Origin of the sequence: Yinghuangia sp. ASG 101, assembly GCF_021165735.1 — a bacterium.
Classification (GTDB): domain Bacteria; phylum Actinomycetota; class Actinomycetes; order Streptomycetales; family Streptomycetaceae; genus Yinghuangia.
This window is the reverse complement of record NZ_CP088911.1, coordinates 3,088,422-3,102,808: the sequence shown is the minus strand read 5'-3', so window position 1 is coordinate 3,102,808 and position 14,387 is coordinate 3,088,422. Positions and strand designations below refer to the sequence as shown.

Annotated in this window: 10 protein-coding genes; 7 read left to right on the top strand and 3 right to left on the bottom strand. The window is 72.7% G+C overall.

Going from position 1 to position 14,387, the window contains the following annotated elements:
- Window positions 1-122: 122 nt before the first annotated feature.
- Both LO772_RS12925 and LO772_RS12920 read right to left on the bottom strand, forming a co-directional pair.
- The gene (locus LO772_RS12925; protein WP_231778552.1) at window positions 123-770 is read right to left on the bottom strand and encodes a TetR/AcrR family transcriptional regulator; all 648 of its coding nucleotides are present in this window, start codon (window positions 768-770) and stop codon (window positions 123-125) included.
- A gap of 246 nt (window positions 771-1,016) precedes the next feature.
- Complete coding sequence (locus LO772_RS12920; RefSeq protein ID WP_231778551.1) at window positions 1,017-1,337, bottom strand: hypothetical protein; 321 nt, start codon at window positions 1,335-1,337, stop codon at window positions 1,017-1,019.
- A gap of 259 nt (window positions 1,338-1,596) precedes the next feature.
- On the opposite strand from LO772_RS12920, the gene LO772_RS12915 reads away from it, so the two are divergent.
- The 3 genes from LO772_RS12915 to moeZ all read left to right on the top strand — a co-directional run bounded on the left by LO772_RS12915 (window position 1,597) and on the right by moeZ (window position 5,638).
- Window positions 1,597-2,553 (top strand): alpha/beta fold hydrolase, encoded by a 957-nt coding sequence (locus LO772_RS12915; protein WP_331717330.1) that lies wholly within the window; start codon window positions 1,597-1,599, stop codon window positions 2,551-2,553.
- 8 nt (window positions 2,554-2,561) lie between these two features.
- Window positions 2,562-4,301 carry a DUF3152 domain-containing protein gene (locus LO772_RS12910; RefSeq protein ID WP_231778550.1) on the top strand — a complete coding sequence of 580 codons (1,740 nt, stop codon included), beginning with the start codon at window positions 2,562-2,564 and terminating at the stop codon, window positions 4,299-4,301.
- 158 nt (window positions 4,302-4,459) lie between these two features.
- The gene (gene moeZ, locus LO772_RS12905; protein WP_231778549.1) at window positions 4,460-5,638 is read left to right on the top strand and encodes an adenylyltransferase/sulfurtransferase MoeZ; all 1,179 of its coding nucleotides are present in this window, start codon (window positions 4,460-4,462) and stop codon (window positions 5,636-5,638) included.
- Between the two features lie 60 nt (window positions 5,639-5,698).
- Here the strand turns inward: moeZ and LO772_RS12900 are convergent, their stop codons facing one another.
- Entirely contained in the window at window positions 5,699-8,122 is a 2,424-nt protein-coding gene (locus LO772_RS12900; protein ID WP_231778548.1) for a lysylphosphatidylglycerol synthase transmembrane domain-containing protein, read from the bottom strand.
- Window positions 8,123-8,187: 65 nt separating this feature from the next.
- Between LO772_RS12900 and LO772_RS12895 the strand changes: the two genes are divergently transcribed.
- From LO772_RS12895 to LO772_RS12880, 4 genes are all read left to right on the top strand, one after another.
- Complete coding sequence (locus LO772_RS12895; RefSeq protein WP_231778547.1) at window positions 8,188-8,628, top strand: MGMT family protein; 441 nt, start codon at window positions 8,188-8,190, stop codon at window positions 8,626-8,628.
- 323 nt (window positions 8,629-8,951) lie between these two features.
- Entirely contained in the window at window positions 8,952-12,353 is a 3,402-nt protein-coding gene (locus tag LO772_RS12890) for an ATP-dependent helicase (protein WP_231778546.1), read from the top strand.
- 65 nt (window positions 12,354-12,418) lie between these two features.
- The gene (locus LO772_RS12885; RefSeq protein ID WP_231778545.1) at window positions 12,419-13,426 is read left to right on the top strand and encodes a hypothetical protein; all 1,008 of its coding nucleotides are present in this window, start codon (window positions 12,419-12,421) and stop codon (window positions 13,424-13,426) included.
- Between the two features lie 104 nt (window positions 13,427-13,530).
- Complete coding sequence (locus LO772_RS12880) at window positions 13,531-14,247, top strand: hypothetical protein (RefSeq protein ID WP_231778544.1); 717 nt, start codon at window positions 13,531-13,533, stop codon at window positions 14,245-14,247.
- Window positions 14,248-14,387: the final 140 nt, after the last annotated feature.

Below are 14,387 nucleotides of genomic sequence, written 5' to 3'. Positions count from 1 at the left end.
GCCACGGCACCGCGACGGCCCGCACCCGGTACGCCGAGCGCGAACGGGAGGGAGCGGTGAGGGTGCCGCCGGGGTCCGGCGCGCCCGTGCGATCGGGCGCGATGCCGTGCGGTGTCGGCGGCTCAGCTCGCCGGTGGGGCCGCCTCGTCCTTGCGGGGGAAGCGGGAGATGCCGCGCCAGCCGAGGGTGGAGATCAGCCGCGACGCGGTGTCGCGGGGGATCGGGACGCCCTTGGAGATCCAGTAGCGCGCGGTCACCTGGGCCTGGCCGGTCAGGCCGATCGCCAGCAGCATCGCCTCGGCCTGGCCGAGGCCGGTGTCCTCCGCGATGACCCTGCTGACGGCCTCGGCGCAGGTCTCGGCGACCCGGTCGACGCGGTCGCGCACCGCTGCCTCGTTGGTGAGGTCGGATTCGAACACCAGGCGGAACGCGCCGCCGTGGTCGTCGACGAAGGCGAAGTACGCGTCGACGGTCGCCGCGACGCGCAGCTTGTTGTCGTGCGTCGACTCCAGCGCGTTGCGGACCGCCCCGACCAGCGCGTCGCAGTGCTGGTCGAGCAGCGCGAGATACAGCTCCAGCTTGCCGGGGAAATGCTGGTAGAGGACCGGTTTGCTGACTCCGGCGCGCTCGGCGATGTCGTCCATGGCCGCCGCGTGGTAGCCCTGGGCCACGAAGACTTCCTGGGCGGCGCCGAGCAGTTGGGTCCTGCGGGCCAGCCGGGGCAGGCGGGTGCCTCGTGGGCGGTGGTCCGCATCCTGGATGGCTGTCACGGCGCTCCTCAGTCAAGCGTGGTCGAACGAGTCCTGGTCCCGGGATGATCCCCGAGACGTCGGGGGCACCGGCAAGCAGTTCCGCCTCGTCATCCTACTTTTGGGTATACCCGTGCTCGTCGCTGTCGTAGGTTCCGGGCGCAACGACCAGGGTTCTGGAAAGCGGGCTTCACGTGCAAGGGCCTGGCGCGCACGGGACCGTACGCGGCCCGGCGGATGCCCGGCGCGACGGCCGGGAGGCGCGGGTCAGCGGTACTCGTCCTCGTCGCGCGTGACCACGCGCTGCTGGTCGGTGCGGTCGGCCGGATCGACGCCGTCGGGCACCGGGGCCCAGCCGAGCGCCGCGCCCTCGTCCTCGTCCTCTTCCTCCACGACCGTGGTGCGTTGTTCGGCGACGTCCGCCTCCGGTGCCTCGATGTCGATGTCGTCGGGCGCCGGGGCCTCCGCGGCGTCCTCGCGCGTTGCCGGGGCCTCGGCGCGCGGGTCCGCGGTCCGGGCCTTCTTGCGCGCGTCGGCGCGGGGGCCGGGGGCGTTCGTCATGTCGGGCACGTCGGGCACGTCGGGCATCTGCCACTCCTTCCGACCTCCCCCATGATCCCGCCGGGGGGTCGAAACGTCGCGTGGGGCCATCAAGGGGCTTGTTTCGGGCTTCTACCCCGTGTGGCGATGATGCCTCGTGTGGATCATCGATACCGAACCGTTGCCATACATTCGGTTGGAGGTGATCCCAAAAATCCCCATTCGAGCGCCAAATCGCCGCCGCCCGCATCCCGATCACGCACGGTGGCACTTCCGTCCCGGTGACCGTCTCGTAATATTGGCGACCGTGACGACGACTCAGGCGGATTCCGGCGCTCCGGTGGCGTGGCCGGTGCGGACGGTGACGACCGCCGGCGAGACCGCGGTCGCCGTACGACGGCACCCCGCGTACGACGGGGATCTGCCGCCCGCCGTCCTCGTCCACGGGCTCGGCGGCTCATCGCTGAACTGGGGCCACCTCGCGCACGACCTGCGCGACGTCGTGGCCGCCGACATGGTCGACCTGCCGGGGTTCGGCTTCTCGCCCCCGCCGCATGACGGCGACTATTCGATCTCGGCGCACTGCCGCGTCGTCGAAGGGCTGATCCTCGGCCTCGGGCGCGGGCCGGTGCACCTGATGGGCAACTCGATGGGCGGGGCGGTCGCGACCCGCATCGCCGCCCGGCGCCCGGACCTCGTGCGGACGCTCACCCTCGTCTCGCCCGCGCTTCCCGACCTCAAGCCGCAGGCCACCGCGCTGCCCACGGCACTCATGGCGGTCCCGGGAGCGGCTGCCGCGGTCGGGCGTTTCACGCGCAATATGACAGCCGAGCAGCGCACGCGGGTGTCCGTCGGATTGTGCTTCGGGCAGCCGCAGTTGCTGCCGGAGCACGAGTTCGCGGACTTCGTGGCCGAGTACCGCCGGCGGCTCGGGCTGCCGTACATGGTCGACGCCTTCACCCGCTCGGCGCGCGGCATCGTCTCCTCCTACCTCGAACGCGGCCCCCGGTCGCTGTGGAAGCAGGCTGCTCTGGTGCAGGCACCCACGCTGCTGATCTACGGACGCCGCGACAAGCTGGTCGACTCGCGCATCGCGCGCCGGGCCGCGGCGACCTTTCCGGACCCCCGGCTCGTGATGGTCCCGGACTCGGGGCACGTCGCGATGATGGAGCACCCGGCGGTGGTCGCACGCGCGGTCCGCGACCTCCTCGCGGAGCGCGCGAAGCCGTCCGCGGCGCCCGTGTCCCCGGCCCAGGCGGGGTGACGGCGCACATGGGCCGGCACTCCGGCGCGTCGGATACGTATTCGGGCGCCTATCCGGATACGCCCGCGGACGCCTACGGGCACACCCACACCGGTCAGGAGCCGTACGGCGACCCGGGCCCCGGCAGTGGCGAATACCCCCTTCCTGGCGCGGGGGCGTACTACGCGGTGGTGGACACCTCCGGGGCGTACGCGCCGGTGGGCCACGGCTACGCGGGGGAGAACGCGTACGCGGCACCCGGGCACCCGGGCGGGCAGTACCAGCCGTACCAGGAGCCCGGCTACGCCGAGCCCGCGGCCTTGGGGGACCCGGTTTTGTGGGACGCCGCCCCCCACGAGCCCGCCTATCGCGAACCGGCGTACCACGACGCCGGATTCCCGGAGCAGGGCGGCTACGCGGCCTTCGTTCCGCAGACGCCGCAGGCCCCGCAGCAGCCGTATTGGGACGACCCCGCCGCGTGGGAGACCGCGCCCGCCGATCCGTTCCACGACACCGGCGGGCAGCAGGCGTACGGCGGCCACCACGACCCGGCGTTCCAGCAGGCGGGTGCGGCGTACGCACCCGAGGCCTACGCCGAGGCGTACCCGCAGCCGACCCCGCAGCGCGTGCTCGAGCCGGAGTTCGACCCCGAGCCCGCGGCGTGGCGGGAAGCCGTCCGCGTCGAGCCGGTCGACGAGCCGGTGTCGCCGCGGCGCCGCGCGCGGGCCGCCGCCCCCGCCGGAGGCGCCTTCGCGTCGCTGACCGACGAAAGCCTCGACAGCCTCGACAGCGATGTGGCCGCCGACGTCGACGACGTCGACGGCTACGTCCCCCGCGCGACAGCCACAGCCACCGCCGGCAGCGGGGGCAGCGGTCGCGCGGCCTCGCGCCGGGCGTCGCGCACTCCCGCCCGCAAGCCGCGCCGGATCGCCGCCGCCGGTGGCGCCGTGGTGACCGGTGCCGTCCTCGCGGGCGTCGTCGTCGTCCAGATGCCGGACAACTCGTCTCAGGGCCAGGCCAGCGGCGACACCGCGCGCCAGGACACGCAGACCCGCGACACCGAGGACGCCGCCTCGCGCGACTCCGAGCGCGGCCAGGTCCAGGCGGTCCCGAACGGCGCGACGCCGGGGCCGAGCACGATCCCGTTGCCGACGCCGGGGGCGCAGACCACGACGGACCGCCTCAAGCTGCGGTTCGACCTCGACCCTCAGCTGTCGCTGCCCGGCAAGTTCGACGCGGTCCCGGCGAAGGCCGACACGACCACCAAGTCGGGATCGAAGACGAAGACCTACCGGATCGAGATCGAACAGGGCCTCGCGCTCGACGCCGACCTGTTCGCCGAGACGGTGCAGCAGACGCTCAACGACCCGCGTTCGTGGGCGCACGACGGCCGCAGCTTCGTCCAGACCGGCGGCAGCGACGCCGACTTCGTCATCCGGCTCGCCAGCCCCGGGACGACGCACCGGCTGTGCGGCGTCGTCGGCCTCGACACCTCCGAGGACAACGTGTCGTGCGACGCCGCGGGCACGCCGTACGTCGTCATCAACGCGTGGCGCTGGGCACAGGGGTCGCCGACCTTCGGGGACGAGATGGTGAGCTACCGCCAGATGCTCATCAACCACGAGGTCGGCCACCGGCTGGGGCGCAACCACGAGACCGAGGCGTGCATGGCGAACGACCTGGCGCCGGTGATGATGCAGCAGACCAAGAGCCTCGAAGCCGACAACGGGCTGGTCTGCAAGCCCAACGCCTGGCCGTACCCGGCCTGATCGCCGCGCGGGCCCGGTGCGGCACCCCCGCGCAACCCCCTTGATCGCGGGGGTGGGCCATGTCTCACGCACCGGACCCGCTGCCCGGGAATCGGACACTCCGTGGCACTGTTGAAGGCGAAAACACCGCAGAATTAGGTCTGACCATCGGAGATCCCGTGTCGCTACCACCCTTGGTCGAGCCCGCTGCCGAGCTCACCGTCGACGAGGTCCGCCGGTATTCGCGCCACCTGATCATCCCTGACTTCGGGATGAGCGGGCAGAAGCGCCTGAAGAACGCCAGGGTCCTGTGTGTGGGCGCGGGCGGTCTCGGCTCGCCGGCGCTGCTCTACCTGGCCGCGGCCGGTGTCGGCACGCTCGGCATCATCGAGTTCGACACCGTCGACGAGTCCAACCTGCAGCGCCAGATCATCCACGGCCAGTCGGACATCGGCAAGTCGAAGGCGCAGTCGGCGCGCGAGAGCGTCAACGAGGCCAACCCGTACGTCGACGTCGTGCTGCACGAGGAGCGCCTCGACGCGTCGAACGTCATGGAGATCTTCGCCCAGTACGACCTGATCGTCGACGGCACCGACAACTTCGCCACGCGCTACCTGGTCAACGACGCGTGTGTGCTGCTCGGCAAGCCGTACGTGTGGGGTTCGATCTACCGCTTCGACGGGCAGGCCTCGGTGTTCTGGGCCGAGCACGGCCCCTGCTACCGCTGCCTGTACCCGGAGCCCCCGCCGCCCGGCATGGTGCCGTCGTGCGCCGAGGGCGGCGTGCTCGGCGTGCTGTGCGCGTCGATCGGGTCGATCCAGGTCAACGAGGCGATCAAGATGCTCGCCGGCATGGGCGACCCGCTGCTCGGCCGCCTGATGATCTACGACGCCCTGGAGATGACGTACCGCCAGGTCAAGGTCCGCAAGGACCCCGAGTGCGCGGTGTGCGGCAAGAACCCGACGGTCACCGAGCTGATCGACTACGAGGCGTTCTGCGGCGTCGTCTCCGAGGAGGCCCAGGAGGCCGCGCTCGGCTCGACCATCACGCCGCGGCAGCTCAAGGAGTGGATGGACGCGGGCGAGGACATCCACGTCATCGACGTCCGCGAGCCCAACGAGTACGAGATCGTCTCGATCCCGGGCGCGGTGCTCGTCCCGAAGAACGAGTTCCTGATGGGCAACGCCCTCGAAGGCCTGCCGCAGGACAAGCGCATCGTGCTGCACTGCAAGACCGGGGTGCGCTCCGCCGAGGTGCTGGCGGTGCTCAAGGCCGCCGGCTTCCAGGACGCGGTGCACGTCGGCGGCGGCGTGATCGGCTGGGTCAACCAGATCGAGCCGCACAAGCCCGTCTACTGACGTCCGTTTCGCCGTGAAGGGCCGGCGCTCCCGCTCGGGGGCGCCGGCCCTTCACGTGCGTCAGATCGCCTGCTTGCGCTGGAGGTAGGTGAACGCCAGCCAGCCCGGCAGCACCGGCAGCCAGAAGGTCAGGAACCGGAACAGCAGCACCGCCGCCGTCGCCGTCTCGATCGGCAGTTTCCCCGTGGTCGTCAGGCCCGCGATGAGCGCCGCCTCGATCGCGCCGATACCGCCGGGTACCGGCGCCGCCGAACCGATCGCGTTGCCCGCGAGGAACACGACCGCGATCGCCGCGAAGCTCGCCGAGCCGCCGAAAGACCGGACGCACGCGTCCAGGCACAAAATGAACGACACCGTGAGCATCACCGTGCCGCCCAGGCCCGCGGCGAGCTTCGTGGGCGTCTGCAGGACGTCCAGGAGGCGCGGCACGATGCCGGAGAACAGCGGTCCGAGCCGCCGCACGATGAAGCGCCGCAGCGGTCCGACGGCCATCACCAGCAGGCAGATCATCGCGAGGGCGAGCAGCCCCGCGATGACCGCGCCCGACGGCGCGAACGACGGGGTCTGCTCGGTTCCGGCGATGTAGCCGAAGAACACCAGCAGGCCGATGTGGAAGACCAGCCCGCCGAGCTGCGAGACGCCGATGCTGGCCGCGGCGAGCGCCGGGGGTACGCCGGACTTCTGCAGGTAGCGGGCGTTGAGCGCGACCCCGCTGACCGCCGCGGGCATCACCAGCTTCACGAACGAGCCCGCCAGCTGGACGACCGTGGTCCGCCACACCGACAGCCGCTCCGGTACGAAGCCCAGCAGCATGAACGCCGCCGCGACATAGCTGAGCGCCGCCGCGAGCAGCCCGAGCGCCGCCCAACCCCAGTTCGCCCGCTCGAAGATGTCGCCGAGGTTCGCGTTCGTGAGCTGCGAGAGCAGGAAATAGCCCGCGAACGCCGACGCGACGACGGTGACGAGCGTGCGCGGCCGGATGCGTTCGAGGCGCACCGGCTCGGCCTCGGCGCGGGGCCGCAGCTCCAGGATCTGTTCGCGGATGCGGGAGAGGAGCTTGTCGTTCCTGCGCAGCGCGGCCCGTGTGGAGCGGGCCAGGGCGACCTTCTGCAGCAGCGGCAGGCACGCGGCGACGGCGTCGACGCCCAGGCCCTCGGTGGCGGTGCGGACGGCCCGCTCCTCGCCGACGCGCAGCGCGAGCGACGTCAGCATCTGCGCGGTGTCGATCCGCAGCGACAGGTCGCCGGACGCGATCTCCCCGGCGCGCAGGTCGGTCAGCCACGGATCGCCGTTGTCGTCGATCAGCACGCTGGTGGTGCCGAGCCGCCGGTGGCTCAGGCGGTGCGCCTGCAGCAGCGCGATCTGCCGCCAGATCTCGACCAGCAGCGCGTCGGTGAACTCGTCGTCGTCGAGGGCGGCGAGCGGGCGCCCGGGGATGTGCGCGTACGCGAGCAGCGCGGCGTCCGAGCCCACCTCGGTCGTGGCGACCAGGCGCGGCGTCCGGACCCCGGCGTCGGCAGCCGCGTACGCCATCAGCGACTCCTGTTCGAGCGCGCGGCGCAGCGACAGGAACGTGCGGCGGGCGGTGATCACGCGCAGCCGGACCCGGCGGTAGAAGCGGTAGACCGCGCCCGACGTCTGCTGGTCGCGGTCCAGGACGGTCACGTCGAGCAGGCGGTCGTCGGTGAGGCGCACCGCGTAGCGGCGGCTCTCCTCGGGCCCGTCGTCGGTGCGCACGGCCGACGCCGCGACCAGCCCGAAGCGGCGCAGCGCGGCGACGACGGCGTCGGCGGGCGGGCGGCGGTTGGGCACGCCGACGGCGTACATCGTGGCGTACGCGATCGTGCGGCCGAGGATAAGGCTCGTGAGCAGCGCGAGCGGCGTGGTGTAGCCGCCGACGAGGACGGTGGCCGCGTTGAGGGCGAGCAGCGTCCACACCGACGCCTGCCAGACGGGCCGCCGGGTGAGGCCCACGGCGGTGATGTAGGCGACGATCGGCGCGAGGTAGCCGTGCACCGGGTCGGTCAGCCCGCCGCCGGCCAGCGGGCGCGTGAGCGCGGCCTCCAGCGCGTGGGGTCCCGGGCCGGTGACCCACCAGTCCAGGCCGAGCGAGGCGGCCCAGGTGAGTGCGGCGGCGAGCACGCCGTCGGCGACGCGGAGGCCGTCGCGGCGCAGCAGCCGGTCGATGCCGTACGCCACGGGCACGATGAGGACCGCGACGGCGAACACGCCGCCGGAGACGTTCAGGAGCAGGCGGGGCAGGCTGTTCTGCGCGCCGCGCACGATGTCGGATTCCAGGCCCGACGTGGTCTCGCGGGCGATGCTCGCGAGGACGAAGACGACGGCGAGGGCGACGATGCCGACCAGGACGCGCAGCAGGTCGCTCGACCGGTGGACGCGGGCGGGCTGCGAGGGCTCGACGACGAGGGCGCGCCCGACGTGGGGGGCGCCCGCGGGTGAGACGTCCTCGTGTTCGCGAATCACCTGTCCCCCCGAGTCCGACCGCCTCGATGGTGGCACGGGGCGCCGAGCGCGGCGGGTCTGGCACGATGCGGGGCGTGAGTCTGCCGACACCGATCGCCGAACGCGTCCTCGACCTTGTCGCGCGGATCCCGCCGGGGCGGGTGATGGCGTACGGCGACGTGGCCGCGTGGTTCGCCGACGGCGGGCCGGGGGCCGACGACTCCCGCCCCGCCGAGGATGAGGGGGCCGATGCGACGGATTCGGCCACCCTGGGCCCGCGCCAGGTGGGCCGGGTGATGGCGCGCTACGGGGGCGGGGTGCCGTGGTGGCGGGTGCTGCGTTCGGACGGTACGCACGCGCCTGGCCTGGCCGACGAGGCCTTGCGGCGGCTGCGCGCGGAGGGGACGCCCATGCGGCCGGGGGGCACGCGCGTCGACATGGCGAAGGCCCGTTGGCACGGTGACGCGGAGGCTCGCGGAGGCGGGATGTGGCCGGATTCGGACCCCCTTGGGCCGGGGGACGACTGAGGGCACCGTGGCGCGGGGGTCCCGTGTGATCTGATGGGGCACGGCCGCGCCCTGCCGACCGGGGCGCGGCCCCCTGCGTACCCCGACCGCCCGGAAGGAGCCGCGTCTCGCCCGGCCGACCGCGACGCCGCCGCAGTGCCGTGCCGCCTCGATGAACCTCTCCACATTTCCCCGCTTCTCGGCGTCCCCGCTGGCGTAATTCTGGCGGCCACCGACTTCGCTGTGCTGTTGGGCGGCCACTGATTCCGCTGTGTTGTCGGGCGGCCACCGACTCCGCTCCCTGTCTGCCCCGAACCCTCGGCTTCCCGATAAGGCCCAGTGCCATGACGACCGCGACTTCCGCGTACCGCCTGCGGCGTTCCGAAATCGGCCCGCAGCCCGAGCTGACGCTCGACCCGCGCCAGCGTGCCGTGGTCGCCCACCCGGGCGGCCCGCTGCTCGTACTCGCGGGTCCCGGCACGGGAAAGACAACCACCTTGGTGGAGGCCGTCGCCGACCGGGTCGCCCGGGGGACACTCCCCGAGGAAATCCTGGTCCTCACCTTCAGCCGCAAGGCGGCGGGGGAGTTGCGCGACCGTATCGCGACCCGGCTGCGTGGGGGCGCAGGCGCGACGCGCGGCGGCGCGCTGCCGACCGCGACGACGTTCCACTCGTTCTGCTACGCCCTGGTGCGGCGCCACCAGCCGCCGGAGTTGTTCACGTATCCGCTGCGGTTGCTCTCCGGGCCCGAGCAGGACGTCTTCGTACGCGAGCTGCTCGCGGGCGAGGCCGAGGACGGGACGGTCCGCTGGCCGGACGAGCTGCGTGCCGCGCTCGGGACGCGCGGCTTCGCCGACGAGGTGCGTGCGGTCGCGGCCCGGTCGCGCGAGCTGGGGCTCGACCCGGACGCGCTGGCCCGGTTCGCGGAGGGCATCGGGCGGCGCGACTGGCGGGCCGCCGCCGACTTCCTCGCCGAATACCTCGACGTGTTGGACGCGCAGGGCGTCGTCGACTACGCGGAGCTGGTGCACCGCGCGGTGATCCTCGCCGAGCAGCCCGAGGTGTCCGACGACCTGCGGCGCCGCTACCGGGTCGTGTTCGTCGACGAGTACCAGGACACCGACGCCGCGCAGGTGCGGCTGCTGCGCGCGCTGGCCGGCGACGGACGCGACCTGGTCGTGGTCGGCGATCCGGACCAGTCGATCTACGCGTTCCGCGGCGCGGACGTCAACGGGATCCTGGACTTCCGGCACCAGTTCCCGGATCGGCACGGCGCTCCCGCGGCCACGGTCGTCCTGCAGACGTCGCGGCGTGCGGGCGAGGGCCTGCTCCGGGTGTCGCGCGAGATCACCCGGCGCATGCCGCTGGCGCGCCTGACGGCCGCCGACGCGGAGGCCCACCGCCGGCTGACGCCCGACCGCACGGGAGACGACGACCCCAGCCGCGTCCAGGTGTTCACGTATCCGACGCCGGGTGCGGAGCTGGACAACATCGCCGACATCCTGCGCCGGGCGCATCTGGAGGACGGCGTGCCGTGGGGCGAGATGGCGGTTCTCGTACGCTCCGGCGCGCGGTCGATCGCGTCGATCCGGCGTGCGCTGACGGTGGCGGGCGTGCCGCTGGAGATCGCGGGCGACGAACTGCCGTTGGCGGCCGAGCAGGCCGTGACGCCGCTGCTGACCGCGCTGCGGGTGGCGGCCGATCCGTCGGCGCTGGACGAGGACACCGCGCGGATGCTGCTGCTGTCGCCGATGTGCGGGATGGACTCGGCGGACCTGCGGGTCCTGGGGCGGGCACTGCGGGCGGAGGAGCGGGCGGCGGCGTTGGCGGACGCGACGCGGGCGCCGGAGGAGGACGTGGACGCGGAGGACGCGCGTCCGGGCGGCGGTTCGGACACCTCGGAGGCCGGTCACGGGTCCCCCGATGACGGCACCGCCGTGCGGGAAGCCGCCCCGTACCCCGTCGTGGCGCGTCCCTCGGCCGAGTTGATCCGCGACGCCCTCGCGCACCCCGAGCAACTGGTCGCCGTCGACGCGCAGATCGGCGCGGGCGCGTACCGCCTGGGCACGTTGATCGCCAAGGCGCGCGCGGTGCTGGAGGCGGACGGCACGACCGAGGCCGCGTTGTGGGAGCTGTGGCACGGCACGCCGTGGCCGGCCCGGTTGGAGCGGGCGGTGTTGCGCGGCGGTTCGTCCGGGCGCAACGCGGACCGTGACCTCGATGCCGTCGTGGCGCTGTTCGAGGTCGCCGCGCGGGCCGAGGAGCGCGCGGGCCACCGGGGCGCGTTGAACTTCCTGGAGGAGCTGACGGCCCAGCAGATCCCGGGCGACCGGCTCGACGACAAGGCCGTGCGCGGCGAGTCCGTGCGCCTGTTGACCGCACACCGCGCGAAGGGCCTGCAGTGGCGGCTGGTCGTGGTCGCCGGGGTTCAGGAGGGCCTGTGGCCCGATCTGCGGCGGCGCGGTTCGCTGCTGGAGGCCGATCGGATCGGTGCCGACGGGCTCGCCGAACCGCTGTCGCCGGGGGCGCTGTTGGCGGAGGAGCGGCGGCTGTTCTACGTCGCGGCCACCCGCGCGCGCGAGCGCCTGGTGGTGACCGCGGTGCGGTCGGTGGACGAGGAAGGTGACCAACCGTCCCGTTTCCTGGCGGAGTTGGGCGAGGAGGGCGTCGAGCGCGCCGACATCACCTCGCGCCCGCGCCGACCACTGTCGACGGCCGCCCTGGTCGCCGAGCTGCGCGCCTCCGCGGTCGACCCGAAGGCCCCGCGCACGGTGCAGCTCGCCGCCGCGCGCCGTCTCGCCAAACTCGCGTCACTGCGCGATGCCGACGGGTACCCGCTGGTCCCGGCCGCCCACCCGGAACGCTGGTGGGGCCTGGTCGACCCCACCGACCCGGGGGTTCCGGTTCGCGACCCGCGCGTGCCGTTGCGGTTGTCGGGCAGCGCGGTCGAGAAGGTCGACGCGTGTGCGCTCAACTGGTTCCTGGGCCGCGAGGTCCGCGCGGAGTCGGCGCGCAGTGCCGCGCTGGGCTTCGGCAACGTCGTCCACGCGCTGGCGGACGAGGTCGGCACCGGCGCCACCCCGGCCGAACTGCCGGTGCTGATGGACCGGTTGGACCGTGTGTGGGACGCGCTCGCGTTCGACGCGCCGTGGCAGTCCGACCAGCAGAAGGAGGAGGCCCGCGCGGCGCTGGAGCGCTTCCTCGCGTGGCACACCCACGAGCGGCGCCGCGTCGTGGCCGCGACGGAGCACGACTTCGAGGTCGAACTGACCGTGGGCGACCACGAGATCGTTATCCGGGGGTCGATGGACCGCGTCGAGCGCGGCGACGACGGGCTCGCGTACATCGTCGACTTCAAGACCGGCAAGAGCAAGCCGGGGGCGGGCAACGTCGCGGCGCACCCGCAGCTGGCGGTGTACCAGGCCGCGGTCGACGGCGGCGCGTTGGACGGCGTCGAGGCGTTCGGCGGGGCGCGCCCGGTGTCGGGCGGCGCCGAGCTGGTGCAGTTGCGGCACCACGCGTCGGCCAAGGACGGCCCGGACGCCGAGCGGCTGCCGCTGGTCCAGGAGCAGGCGCCGCCGGTGGCCGACGACGAGGGCCGCACGTGGGTTTCCGCGCTGCTGGCCGATGTCACGGGCCGCATCCTCGGTGAGCGCTTCACCCCCAAGTCGGGCACGCATTGCGACCGTTGCGACTTCCGTCGCTGCTGTAGCGCGCGCGGCGAGGGCCGTACGGTCGTCGAGTAGCACCGCCTACCTCAGCGCTCGTGTCCAGGGGTGGGTAGTGTTCTTGGGACAAGCTTGTTATCCGCATGGGGATTTCGTTGTTCCGGGCCACCGGCTTCGTGCCCACCAGCTCCGTGGGAGATCACGTGCGTCCTGCCCGCATCGCCGCTTCGGTGTCCGCCGCCGGCTTGGCCCTGGCCGTGCTGACCGGGTGCGGAACGGAGACAAAAGACTCCGAGGGCCGGAGGAACACCTCGATCGACGCACAGACCCTGGCTCGTGACACGCAGGCCGCGTTCGACGAGTCGGACGCCCTCCGCATCAAGGGCGAGGCGACGTTCACCGACGAGGGCACGAGCATGACGCTCGGCGTCGACGCGTGCGCGGCTCCGGGGAACAAGGCCATGGAGGCGCGCATCACGGTGGACGGCAAGCCCATCGAGGTGGTCGTCGTCGACGGCGACCCCTACGTCAAGGCGTCGGCCGCGACCTGGCGCTTCCTGTTCGACGGCAACTTCGGCCCGGACACCGAGGGTGACGACGCCCCCGACCCGGCCGCGGTCGACGAGTTGATCCGCCTCGCGGGCGACCGCTACATCGGACTCGGCGGCCTGCTCGGCGACTTCGGCCTCGACGACGCCGACGCGGGCGAGACCCCGGACGCCGGGGGCCTGTTCGGCGACGATCCGGAGGCCGACGGCTCGGGCAAGTCCACCGAACAGCGGCTGCTCGACCTCGCCGACCTGGGCAAGCTCCTCGGCGACGACGCGGGCTCCGTCGTCAAGGGCGACCCGGTCGAGTACAAGGGCAAGACGGTGATCCCGCTGACCGCGACCGACAAGGAAAGCGGCGACATCGTGACGGTGTACGTCCCCGAGGCGGGCGACCCGATCCCGGTGCGCGTGACGGCGGAGACGCCCGGCACCGACGACCGCGCCGACGTCGACATCGAAACCGGCGGCGACTCCTGCGACCCCAAGGCCCCGCCCGCCGATCAACTGGTCGACCAGGGCGAGTTCCTCGCGGCGGTCATGAAGGTGATCGGCCTCGACGACCTCGATTGGGACGACGACGCCGACGCGTCCGCGGCGTAGCCCGGACGCGGCGTTCCCCGAGACCGGCCTGTGGGCCCGGGTGCGCGGCTTGCCATACTGGCGCGCGCAAAGTCCAGTTCGTCCCCGTCAGCAATGGAGATTTCGTGCGTATCCGCCGTATTGCCGTAGCCGCCTCCGGAGCGGTCCTGGCCGCCCTCACCCTCGGTGCCTGTGGGGACGACGAGGAGAAGGACAACACCAAGACCGAGGCGTCGAAGCTCGCCGACGAGGCCGTCGCCGCGATGAACAAGCTCGAGTTCGTCAACAACAACGGCACCAGCACGGACGAGGACGGCAAGACCGCGACCATCAAGGCGTGCGCGGTCATGAAGACCAAGGCCGTGAAGGGCACCCAGGAAGCCGACGGGGAAAAGGCCGAGGTCATCAGCATCGAGGGCTTCCAGTACGTCAAGGCCTCCGCCAAGTACTGGGCCGAGGTGAGCGGCCGGCCCTCCCGCGAGTCCCTGTACCGGCAGGTCATCGGCGACAAGTGGTTCAAGATGGCGGACGACGGCGACGACGACCTGGAGTTCTTCGGGGGCGCGACCGGCGGCGTCACCAAGGGCGAGGTCACGGACTTCCACGGCAAGCAGGCCGTTCCGCTGTCCATGACCAAGGACGGCGCCAAGAAGACCTACTTCGTCGCCGCCAAGGGCGAACCGCTGATCATCGGTCAGATCGAAGAGGGCCCGGAGCCGAAGGAACGCACGGAGACGGAACTCTCCAAGGCCGACAAGTGCGACGTCGCCGCTCCGCCCGCCGATCAGACGATCACCGAGGACGAGGTGAACGACAAGGCCGCCGAACTGCAGGGTGCCTAGCCCGCGGCCCGAAGCCGCGTGACGGCGTGCCGAGCGGACGACCGCCGCGCGCCGTCACCGTGGCCCACTCCCCGTGAACCACCCGTGAACCCGCCCTGAACCCCGGGCAAAACGGGCGCATCGTGGCGGCTCGGCCGTCG

Bases quoted from the DNA above. Each gene is read 5' to 3' on its own strand.
- LO772_RS12920 (WP_231778551.1), bottom strand. From the start codon at position 1,337: ATGCCCGACGTGCCCGACGTGCCCGACATGACGAACGCCCCCGGCCCC.
- LO772_RS12910 (WP_231778550.1), top strand. From the start codon at position 2,562: ATGGGCCGGCACTCCGGCGCGTCGGATACGTATTCGGGCGCCTATCCG.
- LO772_RS12895 (WP_231778547.1), top strand. From the start codon at position 8,188: ATGCGGGGCGTGAGTCTGCCGACACCGATCGCCGAACGCGTCCTCGAC.
- LO772_RS12890 (WP_231778546.1), top strand. From the start codon at position 8,952: ATGACGACCGCGACTTCCGCGTACCGCCTGCGGCGTTCCGAAATCGGC.
- LO772_RS12885 (WP_231778545.1), top strand. From the start codon at position 12,419: ATGGGGATTTCGTTGTTCCGGGCCACCGGCTTCGTGCCCACCAGCTCC.